Annotated in this window: 19 protein-coding genes and 3 pseudogenes; 10 read left to right on the plus strand and 12 right to left on the minus strand. The window is 65.5% G+C overall.

The annotated features are described in order from the left end of the window. Nucleotides 1-7 precede the first annotated feature (7 nt). Nucleotides 8-682: a winged helix-turn-helix domain-containing protein gene (locus EN853_RS23985; RefSeq protein WP_127859578.1), complete on the plus strand. Its 675-nt coding sequence runs from the start codon at nt 8-10 to the stop codon at nt 680-682. A 61-nt stretch (nt 683-743) separates the two neighbouring features. Here the strand turns inward: EN853_RS23985 and ligD are convergent, their stop codons facing one another. Beyond that, nucleotides 744-3260: a DNA ligase D gene (gene ligD, locus EN853_RS23990; RefSeq protein WP_127859579.1), complete on the minus strand. Its 2517-nt coding sequence runs from the start codon at nt 3258-3260 to the stop codon at nt 744-746. 12 nt (nt 3261-3272) lie between these two features. Next, a complete protein-coding gene (locus EN853_RS23995; protein ID WP_127859580.1) occupies nt 3273-4154 on the minus strand; it encodes a Ku protein in 882 nt (293 codons plus the stop codon). 344 nt (nt 4155-4498) lie between these two features. Here EN853_RS23995 and EN853_RS24000 point away from each other — a divergent pair, with 344 nt between their 5' ends. Both EN853_RS24000 and EN853_RS24005 read left to right on the plus strand, forming a co-directional pair. After that, on the plus strand, nt 4499-4645 hold the full coding sequence (locus EN853_RS24000; RefSeq protein ID WP_127859581.1) for a hypothetical protein: 147 nt from the start codon (nt 4499-4501) through the stop codon (nt 4643-4645). 180 nt (nt 4646-4825) lie between these two features. Further along, entirely contained in the window at nt 4826-5278 is a 453-nt protein-coding gene (locus tag EN853_RS24005; protein ID WP_127859582.1) for a DCC1-like thiol-disulfide oxidoreductase family protein, read from the plus strand. A 15-nt stretch (nt 5279-5293) separates the two neighbouring features. Here EN853_RS24005 and EN853_RS24010 read toward each other — a convergent pair whose 3' ends face one another. From EN853_RS24010 to EN853_RS24020, 3 genes are all read right to left on the minus strand, one after another. Next, entirely contained in the window at nt 5294-5671 is a 378-nt protein-coding gene (locus EN853_RS24010; protein ID WP_127859583.1) for a DUF1850 domain-containing protein, read from the minus strand. Beyond that, nucleotides 5668-7791, minus strand: a complete 2124-nt coding sequence (locus EN853_RS24015; protein ID WP_127859584.1) for a TRAP transporter permease — start codon at nt 7789-7791, stop codon at nt 5668-5670. Before EN853_RS24015 ends, EN853_RS24010 begins: the two co-directional genes overlap by 4 nt. A 77-nt stretch (nt 7792-7868) precedes the next feature. Then, nucleotides 7869-8828: a TAXI family TRAP transporter solute-binding subunit gene (locus EN853_RS24020; RefSeq protein ID WP_127859585.1), complete on the minus strand. Its 960-nt coding sequence runs from the start codon at nt 8826-8828 to the stop codon at nt 7869-7871. A 258-nt stretch (nt 8829-9086) separates the two neighbouring features. Here EN853_RS24020 and EN853_RS24025 point away from each other — a divergent pair, with 258 nt between their 5' ends. Further along, a complete protein-coding gene (locus tag EN853_RS24025) occupies nt 9087-9449 on the plus strand; it encodes a YciI family protein (RefSeq protein WP_059188961.1) in 363 nt (120 codons plus the stop codon). Nucleotides 9450-9453: 4 nt separating this feature from the next. Continuing rightward, nucleotides 9454-10701, plus strand: coding sequence for an RNA polymerase sigma factor (locus EN853_RS24030; RefSeq protein WP_127859586.1), 1248 nt, complete (start codon nt 9454-9456; stop codon nt 10699-10701). A 76-nt stretch (nt 10702-10777) separates the two neighbouring features. Here EN853_RS24030 and EN853_RS24035 read toward each other — a convergent pair. The 6 genes and pseudogenes from EN853_RS24035 to hrcA form a co-directional block, all read right to left on the minus strand. After that, nucleotides 10778-11406: pseudogene (locus EN853_RS24035) on the minus strand (glutathione S-transferase family protein). Nucleotides 11407-11578: 172 nt separating this feature from the next. Continuing rightward, nucleotides 11579-12559 carry a cysteine synthase A gene (cysK, locus tag EN853_RS24040; RefSeq protein WP_127859587.1) on the minus strand — a complete coding sequence of 327 codons (981 nt, stop codon included), beginning with the start codon at nt 12557-12559 and terminating at the stop codon, nt 11579-11581. Nucleotides 12560-12749: 190 nt separating this feature from the next. Next, nucleotides 12750-13367: a LysE family translocator gene (locus EN853_RS24045; protein WP_127859588.1), complete on the minus strand. Its 618-nt coding sequence runs from the start codon at nt 13365-13367 to the stop codon at nt 12750-12752. Nucleotides 13368-13494: 127 nt separating this feature from the next. Then, a pseudogene (locus tag EN853_RS24050) lies at nt 13495-14845 on the minus strand (sorbosone dehydrogenase family protein). Between the two features lie 109 nt (nt 14846-14954). Continuing rightward, nucleotides 14955-15152, minus strand: a complete 198-nt coding sequence (locus EN853_RS24055; RefSeq protein ID WP_127859589.1) for a hypothetical protein — start codon at nt 15150-15152, stop codon at nt 14955-14957. Nucleotides 15153-15187: 35 nt separating this feature from the next. After that, nucleotides 15188-16264 carry a heat-inducible transcriptional repressor HrcA gene (gene hrcA, locus EN853_RS24060; protein WP_127859590.1) on the minus strand — a complete coding sequence of 359 codons (1077 nt, stop codon included), beginning with the start codon at nt 16262-16264 and terminating at the stop codon, nt 15188-15190. A gap of 170 nt (nt 16265-16434) precedes the next feature. Here hrcA and rph point away from each other — a divergent pair, with 170 nt between their 5' ends. The 5 genes and pseudogenes from rph to EN853_RS24085 all read left to right on the plus strand — a co-directional run bounded on the left by rph (nt 16435) and on the right by EN853_RS24085 (nt 19829). Next, nucleotides 16435-17151, plus strand: coding sequence for a ribonuclease PH (gene rph, locus EN853_RS24065; RefSeq protein ID WP_040970279.1), 717 nt, complete (start codon nt 16435-16437; stop codon nt 17149-17151). 91 nt (nt 17152-17242) lie between these two features. After that, nucleotides 17243-17653 (plus strand): VOC family protein, encoded by a 411-nt coding sequence (locus EN853_RS24070; RefSeq protein ID WP_127859591.1) that lies wholly within the window; start codon nt 17243-17245, stop codon nt 17651-17653. Further along, nucleotides 17653-18330, plus strand: coding sequence for an RdgB/HAM1 family non-canonical purine NTP pyrophosphatase (rdgB, locus tag EN853_RS24075; RefSeq protein WP_127859592.1), 678 nt, complete (start codon nt 17653-17655; stop codon nt 18328-18330). The genes EN853_RS24070 and rdgB overlap by 1 nt, the downstream gene beginning before the upstream one ends. After that, a complete protein-coding gene (hemW, locus tag EN853_RS24080; RefSeq protein WP_127859593.1) occupies nt 18327-19505 on the plus strand; it encodes a radical SAM family heme chaperone HemW in 1179 nt (392 codons plus the stop codon). Before rdgB ends, hemW begins: the two co-directional genes overlap by 4 nt. A 4-nt stretch (nt 19506-19509) precedes the next feature. After that, nucleotides 19510-19829 (plus strand): annotated as a pseudogene (locus EN853_RS24085) (low molecular weight protein tyrosine phosphatase family protein). Between the two features lie 213 nt (nt 19830-20042). Here the strand turns inward: EN853_RS24085 and EN853_RS24090 are convergent. Then, nucleotides 20043-20231: a hypothetical protein gene (locus tag EN853_RS24090; protein ID WP_127859594.1), complete on the minus strand. Its 189-nt coding sequence runs from the start codon at nt 20229-20231 to the stop codon at nt 20043-20045. Between the last annotated feature and the right edge of the window lie 195 nt (nt 20232-20426).

Consider the following 20426-nt stretch of genomic DNA (forward strand, 5'->3'; position numbering starts at 1 on the left):
TCGAACTATGCGTGAAGGACCCGACATCGCCCGCATCGCCAGCCTGATCGGCGACCCGGCCCGCGCCAACATGCTCAACGCGCTGATGGGCGGCACCGCGCTGACGGCATCGGAGCTGGCGCTGGAGGCCGGCGTATCGCTGCCCACCGCATCCTCGCATCTGTCCAAGCTGATGGATGGCGGGCTGCTGACGCTGGCCAGCCAGGGCCGGCACCGCTATTACGGCCTCGCCAGCCCGCAGGTGGCCGGCATGATCGAGGCGATCATCGGCGTCGCGGAGGCGGTCGGCCCGAAGCGGGTGCGGCCGGGCCCACGCGACGCTGCGATGCGCGTGGCGCGCGTGTGCTACGATCATCTCGCCGGCGAACAGGCGGTCGCCATGCTCGACCGTTTGGTCGACAGGAAGCTGCTGCTGCGCGAGGAGAACGAGATCAGGCTCTCGCCGTCCGGCGCCTCGCATTTTTCCGCGCTCGGGATCGAGACCGACAGCAAGTCAAGACGGCCCGTATGCCGCGCCTGTCTCGACTGGAGCGTGCGGCGCTCGCATCTCGCCGGCACGTTGGGCGCCGCCATCCTCGACAAGATCATCGCCGAGAACTGGGCGCGGCGCGAGAAGGACAGCCGCGCCGTGGTATTCTCGCCGAACGGCAGGCAGGCATTCGAGCGGGTGTTTCTCTGCTGATTTCGTCATCCTTGGGCGCAGCGACGCGAAGCGGAGCGAAGACCCAAGGATGACGAAGCTGCTAGGTGCGCTTCAACACCTTGCCCAGCTTGAAGAAATCCGCCCACGGGTCTGCCTTCTTCAGCTGTGCCAGGGCGGAAGCATCGCCGAGCGGGAAGGCGTTGGGCGCAACACCCTTTTCAAGCTCCGGCCAGGTCACCGGCATCGACACCGTCGCGCCCTTCTTGGCGCGCGACGAATAGGGCGCCACCGTGGTCGAGCCGCGGCCGTTGCGCAGATAGTCGACGAAGATCTTGCCGGTGCGCGCCTTTTTCGACAGCGTCGCCGTATAGCGGTTGGGCGCGGCCTGCTCCAGCGCGCGGGCGAAGTCATGCGCGAAGTCCTTGACCTCGTCCCAGTCCGCCGAGGCTTCCAGCGGCACCAGCACGTGATAGCCCTTGCCGCCCGAGGTCTTGACCAGGTTCGGCAGCGACAGCTCATCCAGCCGCTTGTGGATGTCGAGCGCCGCCTCGCGCACCATCCTCACATCGACGCCTTCGTCAGGATCGAGGTCAAAGATGACCTGGTCCGGCTTTTCCAGCGCGTCGATGGTCGAGCCCCAGATATGGACTTCGACCACGCCATACTGGACGAGCGCGGCAAGGCCGTCGAAATCCTTGATGAACAGGATTTCCTCGCCATCGGTCGGATCCTTCATCCTGGCGATCTTGTCGCTCATGCCGGGCGAGGCATGCTTCTGGAAGAAGCGCTGGCCCTGGATGCCGTCCGGCGCCCGCACGAGGGCCAGCGGCCGGTTGACGACGAACGGCTCCATGCGCGGCCACACCAGCGCATAATGGTCGAGCAGGCCCTGCTTGGAGACCTTTTCGTCGGGCCACAGCAACTTGTCGGGATGCGAGAGCTTTATCGAGGTCATTGCCGTTCCGGCCGAGGTTTTCGGCGCTGAATTGCCGCTGCCCGACCTTGCTTCGGCCTTGCCGTCGGCCCTCTTAACCTTTTCCTGCACGACTTCCTCCGCCGGCTTGTCTTCGCGTAATCCCTGGAACGAGGCGTGGCGGATTATACGGTCGGATGTCCAGCTTCGGAACTCCACTTCGCCGACGAGCTCCGGCTTGACCCAGATGAGGCCCTTACCCTTGGGCACGGCGGCGGAGAAAGGCGAGACCTTCGCCTTCAGGCGGTCGAGCTTCTTCTTCAGATCGGTCAACACCTTGCCGGAAAAGCCGGTGCCGACGCGGCCGGCATAGCGCAGCTTGCCGCCCTCGTGATAGCCGACCAGCAGCGAGCGCAGGCCGCGCCCCGTCTTGTCCGACGGCAGATAGCCGCCGATGACAAATTCCTGGCGCAGCGTGCATTTCGACTTCACCCAGGTGAGGCCGCGCCCGCTGCGGTAAGGCGCATCGGCGCGCTTCGAGACCACGCCTTCGAGGCCCATGCGGCAGACATGCTGCAGCATGACCTTGCCGGGCTCGGAAAAATGGTCGCTGAAGCGCAGCGCCGAATTCGCCGGCTGCTTGCCGAGCAGTTCGGCCAGCGCCTGCTTGCGCTCGACCAGCGGCTCGCGGCGCAAATCCTGGCCGTTGAGGCGCATCAGGTCGAAGACGTAGTAGACGAAACGGTCGGTGCGACGGGCGGATAGATCCGCCTGCAGCAGCGGAAAGGACGACACGCCATTGCCGGCCAGCACGACGATCTCGCCATCGATGATGGCGTCACGGCATTTCAGGCCGGCAAGTGCCGTAGTGACCGGGCCTTCGAATTTCCCGGTCCAGTCGAGGCCGGCCCGCGTCAGCAGCCGCACCTCGCTGCCGGCGATCTGCGCCTGCATGCGGTAGCCGTCGAATTTCACCTCATGCAGCCAGTCGTCGCCGGAAGGCGCGTCCTTTTCCAATGTTGCGAGCTGCGGCTCGATGAACTCCAGGCGCCTGGCATGCCCGGCCTTGGCCTTGCCGGCGGCGGGCTTGTTCGAATGCCAGACTTTTGGCTTCTCGCCCTTGGCCGCCTTGCCCTCGCCGACCTCCTCTATCGTGAGGCCCGACTTCACCGATTTCGGCTCGTCCTCGAGAATGTCCTCGCCGGGGCGGGCGGCGGCATCGTCGGACTTGATCAACAGCCAATTGTCGCGCTTTTCGCCGGAGCGCGGCTTCAGCCGCACCAGGTGCCAGCGGCCGTTGAGCTTGTGGCCTTCGAGCTCGAAGTTGATACGGCCCTTCTTCATCCCTTGCGCCGGATCGCCTTCCGGGATCCATCTGCCTTCATCCCAGACGATGACCGAGCCGCCGCCATATTCGCCCTTCGGAATGGTGCCCTCGAAGGCGGCATAGTCGATCGGGTGATCCTCGACATGGACCGCCAGCCGCTTCTCGTGCGGATCGAGGCTCGGGCCGCGGGTCACCGCCCAGCTCCACAGCACGCCGTCATGCTCAAGCCGGAAATCGTAATGGAGGCGGGTGGCGGCATGCTTCTGGACGACGAAAATGCCGCCCGCCTCGTTCTTCTTATGCCGGGACACCTTGCCGGCCGGCTCGGCGGTTTTGCGGAAGTCGCGCTTGGCTTGATACTGTTCGAGACCAGCCATGACGGCATGCTCCTATGCGGATTTGCGACCTCTATGTTGACTGCGACCGGGGGCGGGTGCCCTGGCCTTCGTTCGCGCCGTCGTTTTCGATGAAGATTTGCCGGCCTTCCTGCCGCCTTCGGCGTTCAGGCTCTTCTTCAGCGCGTCGAACAGGTTGACGACGTTGGACGGTTTCGGCGGCGCCTTGGCCTTGGGCGCCCTCTTGCCGGCCTTCTTGGCGCGGATCAGTTCGAGCAGCGCTTCCTCGTAGCGGTCGTCGAACTTCGAAGGATCGAACTTCGTCTTCTTCTGGTTGATGATGTGCTGCGCGAGGTCGATCATCTCGTCGTCGGTCTTGGTTGCCTCGATGTCGCCGAACACCGTGCGCGGCTGGCGCACCGTGTCGTCGTAGCGCAGCGTGGTCAGCACCATGCCCTTGCCGAGCGGCTCGATCACCACCGGGCGCTCGCGTTGATAGAGCACGAGGCGCGCGAGGCCGGCCATCTTCTTCGCCGCCATCGCGTCGCGGATGACGGCGAACGCCTCTTCCGACACCTCGTCCGCCGGCGAGACGTAATAGGGCGTGTCGAGGTAGATCTGCTCGATCGAGGATTTCTCGACGAAGCCGTCGAGGCTCATCGTATGCGAGGACTCGATCTGCACCGCCTCGATCTCGTCCTCCTCGATATGGACGAAGTCGCCGTCGCTGACTTCATAGCCCTTGATCTCGTCGCCTTCCTCCAGCGGCTTGCCGGTTTCGGCGTCAACATAGATGCGTTTGACGGTGTTGCCGGTCTTGCGGTTGAGGATGCGGAACGAAACCTTCTCAGTATGGGTGACGACGTTGGTCAGCTCGATGCCGCAAGTGACCAGCGACAGTTTCAGATAACCCTTCCAGGCGGGGCGCGGTGCCATGGCGAACTCCATCCGCGAACACGATGTCCAACCGGAACGGGCCGAGGGCGGGGCAGGTTCCTGGGCTTTCCTCCCGCGAGCAAGGAAATTTCCCGATGCGCCTTGAACGTGAAACAGAAGCGCGTCCAAGCGACATCGAGACGAAACATATGTGATGCAAAAGTCACACGACGCGGAAACGCGACAAAAGGCATCGAAAGACCGCGAATCAGCCGCATTCCGGCCACGAAGCAACGAGTTTCGGACCAGAAATTAACATCACGTTCACCGACTATTCACGCCTCGACGCTATCCTCTCGGACAATTCGGAAGGGACATCCGAAAACGGGACAGGGACAGGTAAAATGAACTTCTGGAACCACATCGCCGGCTATGCCGCCGCCATTCGCGAATTCGTCGCGCCGACCTATCGGCCCGAGCGCTACTACATGCGCGGCCCGGGGCCGGCATGCGCCCGCCGCGGCAGCTCGCTCGGCATCGGCACGCACTGACCGACAATGCCCGACAGCCGCCACAACAGCCGGATCTGCAAGCCGGCCGCCGACAACCGCGCCACGACCTATCGTGACGAGCGCCCTGCCGTCGCCGACGGCAGGCGTGCGACAACGCCGCGGCTTTGACACCGCCGCCGGCTGGCTTAGTGTCTGAAGGCACAAGCAGCCGGGGCCGAAATGACCGACCTGCCCGAACCGAAGCGTCCTCTTCTCCCAGGCCGGGCCTCCGACGCTGACCGGCCGCTGATCGTCTTCGACGGCGTCTGCGTGTTCTGCTCAGGCTTCGTCCAGATGATCGTCAAGCTCGACCGCGCCAAGCGCTTCCGCTTCGCCACGGCGCAATCGCCGTTCGGCGAGGCGCTGTTTCGCAAATACGGCCTGCCGACCGACAATTACGAAACCAATCTCGCCGTCATCGACGGCGACGCCTTCACGAAGCTCGACAGTTTCGTCGCCGTCATGGCCGCGCTTGGCTGGCCGTGGCGCGCCGCAAGGCTGCTGCTCGTCCTGCCGCGGCCGCTGCGCGACTGGCTCTATGACCGCGTCGCCAGGAACCGCTATGCGCTGTTCGGCAGGAAGGACAGCTGCGAAATACCGTCCGCCGAACTGCGCCAGCGGCTGATCGGATAAAGCGATTATCGTGCGCTATCGCGGCTGGCGCGCGCCGTCGCAAGGTTCGAGCAGGATCGTTTCTCCTGCCGCCTTGCCCAGCTCGCGACAGCCTTCGGCCGTGCACAGGGTCCAGCCTTCTCCCGTTGCGCCGGACGCCGCCAGCAGCAGGCGCGGCTGGGATCCGATCCGCGGCGCATAGACCCACCAGCCGTCCCGCAGCATCGATCCCTCGGGCGGTTCCATGCCGGCGCCGGAGCCCTTCACCCGCGCCTCGACGAGCTGAAGCCCGGCAGGCAGCACCTTCCAGTCTTCGCGCCAGCGCGTCCGCTCCACCGAATGCGTCCAGGACAGGGTGAAGGCGGCGGCGGCAAGCGTCACCGTCTTGCCGGCGGCGAGGATGCACAGGCTCATATCGGACTGGCCGTGGATGCCAGACGCGCGCGCCAGCAGTGCCAGCCGATCCAGAGAAGCGCCAGCGCCCAGCCGGCCTCGTCGGTGAGCGGCAACGCCGCGACCAGGAGCACGCCGGCGGCGAAGGCGACGAGGCGCTCCCACCAGGCCATGCGGCGGGCCAGGAAGCCGACGGCGGCGGCGCCCCACAGCACGATGCCCATGCAGGCCTTGACGACGATGTAGGCGACCTCCACCGGGTAGCCGAACTGGGCGGCGATGGGACCGGCATCCTGCAGCATCAGCGCCGGCGTGTAGACGGCCATAAATGGCACGACGAAGCCGGCGATGGCGAGCTTGGTGGCCTGGATGCCGATCTTGAGGCCGCTTTCCCTGGCCATGGGCGCGGCGGCAAAGGCGGCAAGCGCCACCGGCGGGGTGAGGTCGGCCATGATGCCGAAATAGAAGACGAACATGTGGCTGACGATGAGCGGCACGCCGAGCGACAGCAGCGCCGGGCCGGCAAGCGAGGAGGTGATGATGTAATTGGGGATGGTCGGAATGCCCATGCCGAGCACCAGGCAGGTAAGCATGGTCAGCACCAGCGACAGGAACAGGTTGTTCTCGCCGATGGAGATGATCCAGCCGATGAAGGTCGAGGCGATGCCGGTGAGCGTCAGCGTGCCGATGACGATGCCGACGATGGCGCAGGCGATGCCGACCGGCAGCGCGTTCTTTGCCCCCTCGGCAAGCGAATCGACACAGATGCGCAGCGTCTCGCGCCCGCCCTTGAAGGTGAAGCAGGCAACGATGAGCACCGCGATGACGAGGCCGAGCACGTTGACGCCGAAGCGCATGAAGGATGCGGCGGCAAGCCCGAGCGCCAGCCAGAAGACGACCCGGAACGCAAATGGCCCGATCGATGCCGCCAGCGGCGTGCCGAGGATCAGCACGACGGTCAGCGCCAGGCCCATGGTGCCGGCGAAGATCGGCGTGTAGCCGGCAAAGAGTAGGTAGACGAGAACGGCGAGCGGCAGTACCAGCGGCCAGTGCTTTCGCACCGCCTCCCAGGGATTGGGGAGCTCCGCCTTGGCCATGCCGTGCAGGCCGGCCTTGCCGGCCTCCAGGTGCACCTGCCAGAAACAGGCGCCGAAATAGAACAGCGCCGGGATGATCGCGGCCTTTACCACCTCGGCATAGGGAATGTTGAGCGTCTCGGCCATGATGAAGGCGACCGCGCCCATCACTGGCGGCATGATCTGGCCGCCCATCGACGAGGTCGCCTCGACGGCGCCGGCAAAGGCGGAACGGAAGCCGAAGCGTTTCATCAGCGGAATGGTGAACTGGCCGCTTGCCACCACATTGGCGACGCCCGAACCGGAGATGGTGCCCATCAGCGCCGAGGAGAGCACGCAGACCTGCGCCGGGCCGCCGCGCCAGGAGCCGACAAGGCCAAGCGCGAAATCGTTGAACAGCGCGATCATGCCGGCGCGTTCGAGAAAGGCGGCGAAGACGACGAAGATGAAGATGTAAGCCGCCGAGACATAGACCGGCGTGCCGTAGATGCCTTCGGTGCCATAGGCGAAGGTGTCGACGAGCTGCGCAAAATCATAGCCGCGATGGATGAAGGGCGGTGGCAGGTGATTGCCGACGAAGCAATAGGCGAGGAAGACGAAGGCGATGACCGCGAGCGGCAGCCCCATCAGTCGCCTGGCGGCTTCGAAGACAAGCGCCACCAGCAGCGCGCCGACGATCAGGTCCGGCGTGGTGAGGAAGCCGGAGCGGCGGATGAGGTCGGCGTAGAAGACCCAGTTGTAGAGGCCGGTGGCGAAACCCAGCGCGCCGAGCGTCCAGAACGCGGCCTTCGCCGCCGCGCCGGTGGCGCGCAGATTAGCGATCAGGCCGAAGCCGAGCAGCAGCAGGAAGCCGACATGCATGGCGCGCACCACCTGGCTGGGCAGGCTGCCATAGGCGGCGATGTAGATCTGGAAGACGGAAAAGGCGACGGCAATCAGGAAGGCCGCCTTGCCGGCAAGCCCTTCGCCGAAGCCCGGCGGCAGGCCTTCGACCTGTTCTTCGACGACCGGGAGATGAAAAGTGGCCGACTTGCCGTCGGTTGTTCCAGGCGTCGCTTCGCTCATCCGACGCACTCCAGAGCGAGCGAATTGTGGTGCAAAGCACTGGGCGAAGACATATCGGTTTGCCGCGCCACCCTTGCCTACTTCAGCAGCCCTTTTTCCTTGTAATATTTCTCCGCGCCGGGATGCAGCGGCACCGGCATGCCGTTGAGCGCCTTGGCCGGATCGATCGCCTTGGCGGCGGCGTGCGCGGCGGCGAGCTGGTCGAGATGCTCGAACATCAGCTTGGTCATCTGATAGGCGGTCTCGTCGGAAACATCGGCCCGGGTGACGAGGAAATTGCCGACCGCGGCGGTCGCGACATCCTCCGCCTGGCCCTCATAGGTCCCCTTGGGAATGACGACCGACAGATAGGGCGAGCCGATCTTGGCGACATCCTCGGCCGGCACGGCGACGACATTGATCGGCACGGAGGTGGCGAGGTCGCGGATCGAGGCGACGCCCAGGCCGGCCGATTGCAGCGTGGCGTCGAGCTGGCGGTTCTTGATCAGCTCGACCGATTCGGCGAAAGGCAGATATTCGACGCGTCCGAGATCCTCGTATTTCAGCCCGGCGGCGGCGAAGATGGCGCGGGCGTTGAGTTCCGTGCCGGAGGCGGGCGCGCCGACCGACAGGCTCTTGCCCTTGAGGTCGGCGAGCGTCTTGATGCCGGACTCCTTGCTGGCGACGATCTGGATGTAGTTGGGATAGATGGCGGCGATGCCACGCAGCTTGTCGAGCTTGCCGGGAAAGCCGGCCTCGGTGTTGCCTTCGGCGGCGAGCTTGACGGAATCGCCGAGCGCGAAGGCGATCTCGCCCTTGCCCTGCTGCAGCAGGTTGAGGTTCTCGACCGATGCCTTGGTCGCCTGCACCTGGGTGCGGGCGCCTTCGATGCCCTTGCCGTAGATCTCGGACAGCGCGACGCCGAGCGGATAATAGACGCCCGACGTGCCGCCGGTCAGCACGTTGATGAATTCCTGCGCCCCGGCCGACATGGCGCCGAGGCCGAGCGACAGCGCCAAAGCGCCGGCGGCACCAAATTTCGTCCTGAAATCGCGCATATGGTTTCCTCCTCCTGAAACAACGGCTCGCGCCTCACCGCCTCTCCGGCGCGAAGTTCGGAGTTTAGACAGGAGGCACGAAATGCCAACCCGCAATTGCATGCATTAGACCAACGGTTGAGTGTGGCGAAAAGCGCCGGCTTGCGCTCGATCGCTTCGGGGGCGAAAGATTTTCAAGGCGCCTGTCGAAATCGGCCGCAGCCGCACGACATAGGTCGGCCCGCGACGACGCGGCCTTCGAGAAAACGGAGAAGACCCATGCGATACATGCTTTTGATCTACAATGACGAAGCCGCGATGGCGAATGCGCCGCGCGACAAGACCGAGCAGACGCTCGCGGCCTATGGCGCCTATACCGAAGCCTTGAAGAAATCCGGCGCGTACCTTGCCGGCGAAAGGCTGCGCCCGACCCAGGCAGCGACATCGATCAGGATGGCCAACGGCAAGACCAACGTGCTCGATGGTCCCTATGCCGATACCAAGGAGCAGCTTGCCGGTTTCTACATGATCGAGGCGACGGACATCGACACGGCCATGGAATGGGGCGCGCGCTGCCCGGCAGCCAGCACCGGCACGGTCGAGGTGCGACCGATCTGGGAAATGACCGACTACCTGTCCTAGCAACATGGACGGTCGCCAGGAGATGGCGCGGGCGGCGGCCGAGGCGGCCGCCCGTCAGAGCTACGGCAAGCTGGTCGCCTATCTCGCGGCCCGCACGCGCGACGTCGCCGGCGCCGAGGACGCGCTGGCCGAAGCGTTCGCCGCGGCGCTGGAGCGCTGGCCGAGAAGCGGCGTGCCCGAAAAACCGGAAGCCTGGCTGCTCGCGGTGGCGCGCCGGCGCGGCGTCGACGCCGTGCGGCGGCGGCTGACCGGCGAGGCGGCGCGCGACCATCTGCAGCTGATTGCCGAAGAGGCGGAGGCGCACATGACGAGTGAGGATTTGCCCGACGAGCGGCTCAGGCTGATGTTTGCCTGCGCCCATCCGGCGATCGAATCGAGCGTGCGCGCGCCGCTGATCCTGCAGACTGTGCTGGGCTTCGACGCGGCGACCATCGCTTCCGCTTTCCTCGTCTCGCCGGCGACGATGAGCCAGCGTCTCGTGCGCGCCAAGAACCGCATCCGCGAGGCCGGCATCCCCTTCCGCGTGCCGGAGCAGGCCGAGCTTGGCGAGCGGCTCGGCGCCGTGCTGGAAGCGATCTACGCCACTTTTGCCGAAGGTTGGTCAGACCCGGCCGGCACCGAGACGCGACGGCGCAACCTTGCCAGCGAAGGCATCTGGCTCGGCCGGCTCGTCGCCTCGCTGATCCCGGACGAGCCGGAAACACTCGGGCTTCTGGCGCTGATGCTTTTCGCCGAAGCGCGGCGCGCGGCGCGGCGCAGCCCCGAGGGAGATTTCGTGCCGCTGGCCGCGCAGGACGCGGCGTACTGGGACGACGCGCTGATCGACGAGGCGGAAGCGCTGCTCAAGCGCGCGGCGGCCAGGAGAATCATCGGCCGCTACCAATTGGAAGCCGCCGTGCAGTCGGCGCATACGGAGCGACGGCGCAGCGGCAGCACCGACTGGGCCGCGATCCGCCAGCTCTACGACGCGCTGATGGCGATCGCCGGCTCGCCGGTGGTGGCGATCAACCGCGCCGTGGCGATCGCCGAGGCCGAGGGGGCTGTCGCGGGCCTTGCCGCGCTCGACGGGATCGGCGCCGACAGGCGGCTTGCCGAGTACCAGCCCTATTGGGCGGCGCGGGCCGAGCTATCGGCCAGGCTCGGCAGGACGGCCGATGCCGCCGAAGCCTATGACCGGGCGATCGGCCTGGAGCGCGATCCGGCCTTGCGCCGCTTCCTGCAGACGGAGCGGGGCAAGCTGGTCCGGAACTAACGCAATTCCAGGAAAAGCGTGCGGCGGTTTTCCGTCCGGAATTACGCAAAAACAAATAGTCAGAGCGAGACGGCCGTTACTCCTGCGGCCACATGTCGTGCGCCGCGTTAAGCCTGCGCATCAATTCGTGCTGGCGCAATTTGCCCCACAGCCGTTCGATGTTCGGCCACGCCATGCGTGCCCTCTCGGTATCGGGATGCCAGGCCGCCAGCATGACGAGGTAGATGTCGGCGAGCGACAGTTCTTCGCCCGCCAGCCAGTTTCGGCCGGCAAGCGCGTTGTCGACAATGGCAAAGCCGCGATCCATCTCGGCGATAGCCGCCTCTTCACCGCCTGCACGCCGTCGGCGCTGGCCGTGTAGCGATGGGCGTAATAGAGCCTGAGGATCGCGGGATAGAGCACCGACGACATGAAGGCCATCCAGCGCAGGAAGTCGGCGCGGCCCGGCGAGCCCGCTTCCGGCGAGAGACCGGCCTGCGGGTGACGCTCGGCGAGCAGGATGCAGATTGCCGCCGATTCGGTCAGCGAGCAGCCATCGGGCAAGGTTAGCGCCGGCACCTGGTTCAAGGGGCTGACGGCGAGAAAAGCCGGGTCGGGCGGGTCCTTCTTCGGCACGTCGATCTGCCGGAACGGCGCGTCGGCCATGGCAAGGGCCGCCTCGACGACGAAGCCGCCGCTGCCGGGGCGCGTGTAGAGCGTATACATCAAAATTCTCCCGCCGGCCGATTGCGGCCGGCGACGATATGAGCCGGAAGCGGGGGTCCGCTCAAGCTTGGCGCCGCCTGCCAGAGACGCTTTTCGAACAGTCCAGCAAGGACTGGCGAGACATTACCGACTTCGTGAGGGCGGCTGAGGCCAACCTCCGAAGTACGCGCGCCTAGGCCCCCAGCCCGTCGAACAGGATCGTCGACAGATAGCGCTCGGCAAAGGACGGGATGACGACGACCAGGTTCTTGCCTTTGTTCTCCGGCCGCGAGCCGACGACGATCGCCGCCTGCAACGCTGCACCCGACGAGATGCCGACCGGCACGCCTTCGAGGCGGGCGACAAGGCGCGCATTGGAGACCGAGTCCTCGTTCGAGACGCGCACGATCTCGTCATAGATCGTGGTGTCGAGGATCTTGGGCGCGAAACCGGCGCCGATGCCCTGGATTTTGTGCGGGCCGGGCTGACCGCCGGAGAGCACCGGCGAAGCCTCCGGCTCGACGGCCACGACATGCAGCGAAGGCTTGCGCTTCTTCAGCACCTGGCCGACGCCGGTGATGGTGCCGCCGGTGCCAATGCCGGCAACGAAGATGTCGACCTCGCCATTGGTGTCGTTCCAGATCTCCTCGGCCGTGGTGCGGCGATGGATCTCTGGATTGGCCGGATTCTCGAACTGCTGCGGGATGATGGCGTTGGGCAGTGTGGCGGCGAGCTCATCGGCCTTGGCGATGGCGCCCTTCATGCCTTTCGGCCCCTCGGTGAGCACCAGTTCGGCGCCGAGCAGCGCCAGCATCTTGCGGCGCTCGACCGACATCGTCTCCGGCATGGTGAGGATCAGCTTGTAGCCCTTGGCGGCGGCGGCGAAGGCCAGCGCGATGCCCGTGTTTCCGGAAGTCGGCTCGATCAGCGTGGTCCTGCCTGGCGCGATCTTGCCGGCGGCCTCCAGCGCCTCGATCATGGCGACGCCGATGCGGTCCTTGACCGAGGCGATCGGATTGAAGAATTCGAGCTTGGCCAGAACGTTGGCGACGATGCCCTTCTCCCTGGCGAACTTGTCCAGCCGCACCAGCGGCGTGTCTCCAATCGTCTCGGTGATCGAGTTGAAGATGCGGCCGCGGCCGGGCACGCGCGCGGAGGTGACGGGCTTGTTCATCGGTTTCGCTCCCAAGGCAAAGACATTAGCCAGACAGAATAGGGCTTTCAGCCGCGCAAGATAGGCTGCCAGCCGAAAATATCCGAGTGGGGCGGTTGCTGAAAACCACCCCCCGCCGGAAATGCATTTTCCGGATTGGCCCGATTTCGGAATGGCTTGGCCGAAACACCGGACCGATTGATACGCGAGCCTATTGGCGCGCCGCTATAGCTGCGGCTGCACCCATCATGAAGCCGGCGGCGGTGCGGTTGAGAATCTTCAGCGCACGCGGCGACTTCAGGAACCAGCGCGCCTTGGCGGCCAGCGCCAGATAGGGCACCAGCACCACGAACAGCACGACGACGGTGAGCGCCACCAGGATGCCGTAGTCGGCCAGCGTGATGGTCTTCAGGTCGACGATGGTCGGCGTGATGGCAAGGTAGAAGATCATCGTCTTCGGATTGCCGAGCGTCACCGTCAGCCCGGCGATGAAGCTCGCCACGAAGCCACCCTTGCCTTTGCGCGCCTCGACCGTTTCGGGCGAAATGCCGCTGGTCCAGAAGCGCCAGGCAAGGAAAGCGAGATAGGCGACACCGGCCCATTTGATGGCCAGGAAGACCATGCCGAAGGTCTGCGCGACGAAGGCCAGGCCGAGCACCACGGCGGTGAGATAGGTGATATCGCCGAGCATCAGGCCGAACGACATCGCCAGCGAGGAACGGAAGCCGGAGCCGAGCGCGCGGGCGACCAGCGCCGTTACGCCGGGGCCCGGAATGGCGGCGGCCACGCCGAGGGCGGCGCTGTAAGCGAGAAATCCGGTGAGGGTCATGGTTCCAAGCCCTGGTTTCAAAGGGTGATCCCGCAAGCCGGGATTGCCCTGAAGCGGCGGCTGACTACCACAAATCCCCTTTCCGGTTAATTCCCTTGCGGCTGGATTCGATTGCACCAGCGAGGCTTCAGGACCGGCCCTCGCCGTATGTGACGCGCCAGATGGTGCCGTTGCCGTCCTCGGTCAGGATCAGCGCGCCGTCCTTCGCCACAGCCACACCAACCGGCCGGCCCCAGACCGCGTCGTCGGCAATGACGAAGCCGGTGGCGAAATCCTCATATTCGCCGGTCGGCTTGCCGTCCTTGAACTTCAGCCGCACCACCTTGTAGCCGGTGCGGATCTTGCGATTCCAGGAACCGTGCAAGGTGACGAAGGCGTCGCCCTTGTAGTCGCCCGGGAAGTTGCGGCCTTCGTAGAAGGCAATGTTGAGCGGCGCCGAATGCGCCTGCATCAGAACGTCAGGCACCGTGACCTTGCCGGCGAGATCGGGCCGTGCGCCCTTGTGGCGCGGATCCTCATTGTCGCCGATATAGTACCAGGGCCAGCCATAGAAGGCGCCGTCCTTGACGGCCGTGGCGTATTCGAAAGGCACGTCGTCGCCGAGCTCGTCGCGTTCGTTGACGACGCACCAGAGCGCGCCCGTCGCCGGCTGCACGGTCATGCCCGAGCAATTGCGCAGGCCGGTGGCGACCATCCTGCGGTTGTTGCCGTCGGGATCGAAGGCGAGCACGTCGGCGCGGCCTTCCTCGGAACCCCAGGCGGCGCCGAGCGGCTTCGACCTTGCCCATTCCTCGACGCCGCCTTTCGGCCTGGCGCCCATGTCCTCAGCGATGTTCGAGCCCGAGCCGACCGACAGATAGAGCGTCTTGCCGTCGGGCGAAAAGGCGATGTCGCGCGTCCAGTGGTGGCTTGAGGGGACGTCGGAGACGATCGTTTCCGGCCTGCCGGACGCTTCGAGATCGCCCTCCTTATAGGGAAAGCGCACGACGCTGTCGCTGTTTGGCGACATAGACCCATTGCGGCTTATCGCCCGGCGGATAGAAGGCGATGCCGTAGGGCCGGGTCAGGCCCTTGGCGAAGACGGACTTCCCAGCGGGTTTCGCGCTTCCTTGCGCGGGCCGATAGGCGAGGACCTGGTTCGCCCTGCTGTCGGCGATGAAGAGATCGCCGTTCGGCGCGACGCGCACGACGCGCGGGCCGTCGAGGCCGGACGCGACGAGCTCGACGGAGAAACCGGGCGGGAGGATCGGCCTCGCATCCTCGGGGCGATCGGTGACGCCGCCGCCGTTCGACGCAGAGTCGGTGACATAGGGCTTCGGCAGATCGTCCGGCTTGATGAGACGCCGGACGCCTGGCCGGTCGGCCTTCCAGTCGCCGAAGGCTTTCTTGCCTGTGAGCAAAGCTTGGTCGGCCTGCTGCGCCAGGGCCGCGGCGGCAACGGACAGGGCGAGGGCCGCAACGCCGGCGATCCGGATCATGCTGTTCTCCCTGGCAGGAAGCGCTGCGTCATGTGCAGAAACAGCTGAGATCGGCCGGCGTTCCACAAAGAACGGCTGACGCACGCAGATTTGACGGAGGCAGGGAAGCTCAGCTTTCCTCGACGTCGAAATCCTCGTCGAGCTGCTTCTCCAGCGCGACCAGATCGGCCGGCAGCGGCAGGCCCATGGCCCGCATTTCCCTCAGCTTCTCGCGCAGCTGCTCCTGGATCTCGTGATCGTCTTCCGGCTGGTTCACCATTTCCTCGAGCAGCAGGCTGATCTGAGCCTTGAGCGATTCCAGCGCCATTTCCACCCTCCTTGCGATGATCCGCCCGCTCCCGCTTAGCTCAGCATGCGCGAGATCAATTGGGCAGTATAGTCGACCATAGGTACGATGCGGGCATAGTTGAGCCGGGTCGGGCCGATGACGCCGAGCGCACCGACGACGCGCGCGTCCTTGTCGCGATAGGGCGCGACGACCAGCGACGAGCCGGACAGCGAGAACAGCTTGTTCTCCGAGCCGATGAAGATGCGCACGCCCGAGCCTTGCTCGGCGAGGTCGAGGAGCTGCAGCAGCCCGTCCTGCGTCTCCAGATCCTCGAACAGATGGCGCAGCAGTTCGAGATCCGCTTGGGCGGTGACGTTCTCCAGAAGGTTGGCGCGGCCGCGCACGATGAGGCGCGCCGGCAGGCCGCTTTCGGAGCCGGCCCAGACCGCGAGGCCCTTCTCGACCAGATCCTGCGACAGCGTGTCGAGGGCGGACTTCGTCTCGTCCTTGATGCGGGCGATCTCGATGCGCGCCTCAGCCAGCGTGCGGCCCCTGATATGCGCGTTGAGGAAGTTGGAAGCCTCGTGCAGCTGCGAGACGGTGATGCCGGCCGGCAGGTCGACGACGCGGTTCTCGACGTCGCCGCCCTGCGATACCAGCACGGCCAGCGCCTTGGTGGGTTCGAGCTGGATGAACTCGATATGCTTGAGCGCCACCTCGTTCTTGGCCGCGAGCACCAGGCCGGCGCCGCGCGACATGCCGGACAGCATCTGGCTGGCCTCGGTCAGCATGTGCTCCAGCGTCGCGCCCGAGCCCGAGGCGCGCACCTGCGCCTCGATGACGCGGCGCTCCTCGTCGGACAGGTCGCCGAGCTCCATGAAGGCGTCGACGAAGAAGCGCAGCCCGGTCTGGGTCGGCAGGCGGCCGGCCGAGATGTGGGGCGCGTAGATCAATCCCAGATGCTCGAGATCGCTCATCACGTTGCGGATGGTAGCCGGCGACAGCGATGAGGGCAGGATGCGCGACAGGCTGCGCGAGCCGACCGGCTCGCCATCGCGCAGATAGGAATCGACAATCCGCCTGAAGATGTCGCGCGAACGCATGTCGAGCGACTGAAGCACGGGTGAAGCGGGATCGACTGCCTTGTTCATTCCAGCCAGGAACCTCCGCTTAGAAGATATAGACTTCCGCCCCAAAGGCGCAACCCGGCCTGCTTTCCCCGCGCCCCTGTTTCCCTTGCGCTCCCCTTTTCCTTTGCGCCATGCGCCGCATGCGTCTACAAGCCGGCCACGATTCCAAAAACCATAGGAAAGAAGGCCGAATGCGCCCCTCCAAACGCCAAGCCGACGAAATGCGCGCCATCTCCTTCGAGCGCGGCGTCTCCAAGCATGCCGAAGGCTCGTGCCTGGTGAAGTTCGGCGACACGCATGTCTTGTGCACGGCCAGCCTGGAGGAAAAGGTGCCGGCCTGGATGCGCAATTCCGGCAAGGGCTGGGTGACGGCCGAATACGGCATGCTGCCGCGCTCGACCGGCGAGCGCATGCGCCGCGAGGCCTCCGCCGGCAAGCAGGGCGGCCGCACGCTGGAGATCCAGCGGCTGATCGGCCGCTCCTTGCGCGCCGTTGTCGACCTGCAGGCGCTGGGCGAACAGCAGATCACCGTCGACTGCGACGTCATCCAGGCCGATGGCGGCACCCGCACGGCCTCGATCACCGGCGGCTGGGTAGCGCTCTACGATTGCCTGCGCTGGATGGAAGCGCGCCAGATGGCCAGCGTTTCCAAGGTGCTGAAGGACCATGTCGCCGCGATCTCCTGCGGCATCCATGACGGCCAGCCGGTCATCGACCTCGACTATCTCGAGGATTCTTCCGCCGGCACCGACGCCAATTTCGTCATGACCGGCAAGGGCGGCATCGTCGAGATCCAGGGCACGGCAGAGGGCGAGCCGTTTTCCGAAGAGCAGTTTTCCGCGCTGATGGCGCTCGCCAAGAAGGGCATCCAGCGCCTGGTGAGCCTGCAGCAGATGGCGGTGGCGTAGGGTTATTGATGAGGTTGGCGATCCTTCGCACCCCCCTCTGGCCTGCCGGGCCCGGCCCTTCGCTGTCGCTTCGGGCAGAGGGGGGTGCCTCGTGACCCCCTCCGCGATTTTGGAATCCGCTCTCTATGTGACTGATCTGGCTAAGGCCGAAGCCTTCTACCGCGACATCATCGGCCTTGATCCGGTGGGCAAGGTCGAGGGCCGGCACGTCTTCTTCCGCTGCGGCAACGGGGTGCTGCTGCTCTTCAATGCCGAGGCGACGAAAGTCCCGCCGGCGCCCGACGCCAGGTTGAAGGTGCCGCCACATGGCACCCTCGGCGAGGGCCATCTCTGCTTCACGGCAACCGCCGATGAGATCGCCGAATGGCGCAAGCATCTGGCGGCAAGAAACATCGCCATCGAAAGCGACTTCGAATGGCCGCAGGGTGGACATTCGATCTATATCCGCGACCCATCGGGCAATTCGATCGAGTTCGCCGAGCCAAGGATCTGGGGCCTGTGATGCATTCGCTCAACGGAAAAAAGATCGTCGTCGCCAGCCACAACGCCGGCAAGCTGCGCGAATTCGCCGACCTGATGGCGCCGTTCGGCTTCGAGGCGAAATCGGCCAAGGAATACGGCCTGCCGGAACCTGACGAGACCGGCACGACCTTCGAGGAGAATGCCTATATCAAGGCCTTCGCCGCAGCCAAGGCCACCGGCCTGCCGGCGCTGTCGGACGATTCCGGGCTCTGCGTCGACGCGCTTGACGGCGCGCCCGGCGTCTATACTGCCAACTGGGCCGAGACACCCGGCGGCAGCAGGGATTTCGGCATGGCCATGCAGCGCACCGAAGTGGCGCTGCAGGAGGTCGGCGCGACAGAGCCGGCGCAACGCACCGGCCGTTTCGTCGCCGTCATCTGCCTCGCCTTCCCTGACGGTGAGGCCGAATATTACCGTGGCGAAGCGGAAGGCACGCTGGTGTGGCCGCCGCGCGGCACGCTCGGTTTCGGCTACGATCCGGTTTTCCTGCCCAACGGCTTCGACAAGACGTTCGGCGAGATGAGCGCCGAGCAAAAGCACGGCTGGAAGCCCGGCCAGGCGACGGCGCTGTCGCATCGTGCTCGCGCCTTCCAGAAATTCGCGCAGGCCCGATTGGATTTGGCCCGATTGGATTTGGCGCGGCTTGGCTCAAAATGATCGGGACCGGCCAGACCATGCCGCTCGACCGTGGCCCCGGCTTCGGCGTCTACGTCCATTGGCCGTTCTGCGCGGCCAAGTGCCCTTACTGCGACTTCAACAGCCATGTCCGCCACCAGCCCGTCGACCAGGAGCGTTTTGCGCGCGCCTTTGAAACGGAGCTGGCGACGATGCGCGCCCGCACCGGGCCGCGCGAGGTGACCAGCATTTTCCTCGGCGGCGGCACGCCGTCGCTGATGAAGCCGGAAATCGTCGCGGCGGTGCTGGAGGCCGTGGCGCAGAACTGGACGGTGCCCGAAGGCATCGAGGTGACGCTGGAGGCCAATCCGTCCTCTGTGGAGGCGGAGCGCTTCCGCGGCTATCGCGCGGCCGGCGTCAACCGCGTGTCGCTGGGCGTGCAGGCGCTGAACGACAAGGACCTGCGCTTCCTCGGCCGGCTGCACAATGTCGAGGAGGCGCTGCAGGCAATCGGCCTGGCGCGCGAGATCTTCCCACGACTCTCCTTCGACCTTATCTATGCGCGGCCGGGCCAGACGCCTGAGGCTTGGGCTTCGGAGCTTGAGCAGGCGATCGGCCATGCCGCCGACCACCTTTCGCTTTACCAGCTGACCATCGAGGAAGGCACGCCGTTCCATGCGCTGCACGCGGCGCGGAAGTTCGTCATCCCGGACAATGACCAGGCCGCCGATCTCTACGCGCTGACGCAGGAGGTGACGGCGGCGCATGGGCTGCCGGCCTACGAGATTTCCAATCACGCGCGGCCGGGCGCGGAAAGCCGGCACAATCTGACCTATTGGCGCTACGGCGAATATGTCGGCGTCGGACCGGGCGCGCATGGCCGCTTCGTCGAGAACGGCCGCCGCACGGTGACGATAGCGGAAAGGATGCCGGAGACCTGGCTCAACCTGGTCGAGGCCAGGGGCCATGGCGTCACCGGCGGCGAGGTGCTGACGCGAACCGAAGAGGCAGACGAGTTCCTGCTGATGGGCTTAAGGCTCGCCGAGGGCATCGACCTTCAGCGCTACGAGACGTTTGCGGGGCGCAGCCTGTCGAGCGACAGGCTGTCGGTGCTGCAGCAAGAAGGGCTGGTGGCGCCTGTCGGCAACGCCCGGCTGCGCGCCACGACCGCCGGCATGATCGTGCTCGATGCCGTGGTGGCGGATTTGGCTAGGTAGGTTCTTGAAGAACGTCCTCTTCGTCTGCAGCCAGAACCGCTTACGGAGCCCGACGGCCGAGCAGGTGTTTTCCAAGCGCCGCGACATCGAGGTCGAATCGGCAGGCACCAATCACGACGCCGACAACCCGCTGACACATGAGCTCGTCACTTGGGCGGACATCATTTTCGTCATGGAGAAGGTACATCGCGCCAAGCTGCAGAAGAAGTTCCGGGCAGCCTGAAGCGGGCCAAGGTCATCTGCCTCGACATTCCGGACGACTACGGATTCATGGATCCCGAGCTGGTGCGTCTGCTGGAAGTCAGGGTCGGGAGATATCTTTGAGGATGCGGTTCTCCCCAGCGCGTTCGTCATCCTCGGGCTTGACCCGAGGATCCAGGCCGTGACCTCGGCCGAAGGGGGCGGCGGAGCAGAATTCTGCGCCGCTCGCGAAGCTTCGATGTAAAGGCATGGATCCCAGGGTCTGCGCCGCGTCGCCTCGCTCCTTGCTCCGCCCTGGGATGACGAGGCGAGAGATCGCGAAGGCCGCAAACTGCTTCAGGCGTCGTGCTTCTGCCGGTGCTTGCCGCGATGCTTCTCGCCATGCGGCTCGCCGTTACGGACCGGCTTTGCGTCGGCCTTATCGCGGCGGTTGCCGTTCTGGGCGGCGATCGGATGTGGGGGAGTACCCTCGCGGGCGGTTTTGCTTTCAAGTCGGCTGATGAAAATGTCGAAGCGATTGGGCATCGTCCGGTCCTGCCTCCTCCAAGGAATCAGGGATTAAATCCGAGGGTGCCGGTTTCGTTGCTCACTGTGGCGAAGGCATGGCGATTTCCTTGCCGCGACTTCACGTTTTGCAACCACGTGTGAGCCGTGCCAAACAGGCGTTGTTTCTTGCGCAATTCCAGACGGAAAACCGCCGCACACTTTTCCTGGAATTGC

The sequence above is a fragment of the Mesorhizobium sp. M1C.F.Ca.ET.210.01.1.1 genome, from assembly GCF_004791585.1.
In the GTDB taxonomy this organism is placed as follows: Bacteria; Pseudomonadota; Alphaproteobacteria; order Rhizobiales; family Rhizobiaceae; genus Mesorhizobium.

Excerpts from the sequence above, each read along its gene's own strand:
- EN853_RS24010 (WP_127859583.1), bottom strand. The coding sequence starts at position 5,671 with ATGAGCCTGTGCATCCTCGCCGCCGGCAAGACGGTGACGCTTGCCGCC.
- EN853_RS23985 (WP_127859578.1), top strand. The coding sequence starts at position 8 with ATGCGTGAAGGACCCGACATCGCCCGCATCGCCAGCCTGATCGGCGAC.
- EN853_RS24055 (WP_127859589.1), bottom strand. The coding sequence starts at position 15,152 with ATGGCGCTGGAATCGCTCAAGGCTCAGATCAGCCTGCTGCTCGAGGAA.
- rph (WP_040970279.1), top strand. The coding sequence starts at position 16,435 with ATGCGCCCCTCCAAACGCCAAGCCGACGAAATGCGCGCCATCTCCTTC.
- EN853_RS24090 (WP_127859594.1), bottom strand. The coding sequence starts at position 20,231 with ATGCCCAATCGCTTCGACATTTTCATCAGCCGACTTGAAAGCAAAACC.
- hemW (WP_127859593.1), top strand. The coding sequence starts at position 18,327 with ATGATCGGGACCGGCCAGACCATGCCGCTCGACCGTGGCCCCGGCTTC.
- EN853_RS24045 (WP_127859588.1), bottom strand. The coding sequence starts at position 13,367 with ATGACCCTCACCGGATTTCTCGCTTACAGCGCCGCCCTCGGCGTGGCC.
- EN853_RS24025 (WP_059188961.1), top strand. The coding sequence starts at position 9,087 with ATGCGATACATGCTTTTGATCTACAATGACGAAGCCGCGATGGCGAAT.
- EN853_RS24015 (WP_127859584.1), bottom strand. The coding sequence starts at position 7,791 with ATGAGCGAAGCGACGCCTGGAACAACCGACGGCAAGTCGGCCACTTTT.
- ligD (WP_127859579.1), bottom strand. The coding sequence starts at position 3,260 with ATGGCTGGTCTCGAACAGTATCAAGCCAAGCGCGACTTCCGCAAAACC.
- rdgB (WP_127859592.1), top strand. The coding sequence starts at position 17,653 with ATGCATTCGCTCAACGGAAAAAAGATCGTCGTCGCCAGCCACAACGCC.
- EN853_RS24020 (WP_127859585.1), bottom strand. The coding sequence starts at position 8,828 with ATGCGCGATTTCAGGACGAAATTTGGTGCCGCCGGCGCTTTGGCGCTG.
- EN853_RS24030 (WP_127859586.1), top strand. The coding sequence starts at position 9,454 with ATGGACGGTCGCCAGGAGATGGCGCGGGCGGCGGCCGAGGCGGCCGCC.
- EN853_RS24005 (WP_127859582.1), top strand. The coding sequence starts at position 4,826 with ATGACCGACCTGCCCGAACCGAAGCGTCCTCTTCTCCCAGGCCGGGCC.
- hrcA (WP_127859590.1), bottom strand. The coding sequence starts at position 16,264 with ATGAACAAGGCAGTCGATCCCGCTTCACCCGTGCTTCAGTCGCTCGAC.
- EN853_RS23995 (WP_127859580.1), bottom strand. The coding sequence starts at position 4,154 with ATGGCACCGCGCCCCGCCTGGAAGGGTTATCTGAAACTGTCGCTGGTC.
- EN853_RS24000 (WP_127859581.1), top strand. The coding sequence starts at position 4,499 with ATGAACTTCTGGAACCACATCGCCGGCTATGCCGCCGCCATTCGCGAA.
- cysK (WP_127859587.1), bottom strand. The coding sequence starts at position 12,559 with ATGAACAAGCCCGTCACCTCCGCGCGCGTGCCCGGCCGCGGCCGCATC.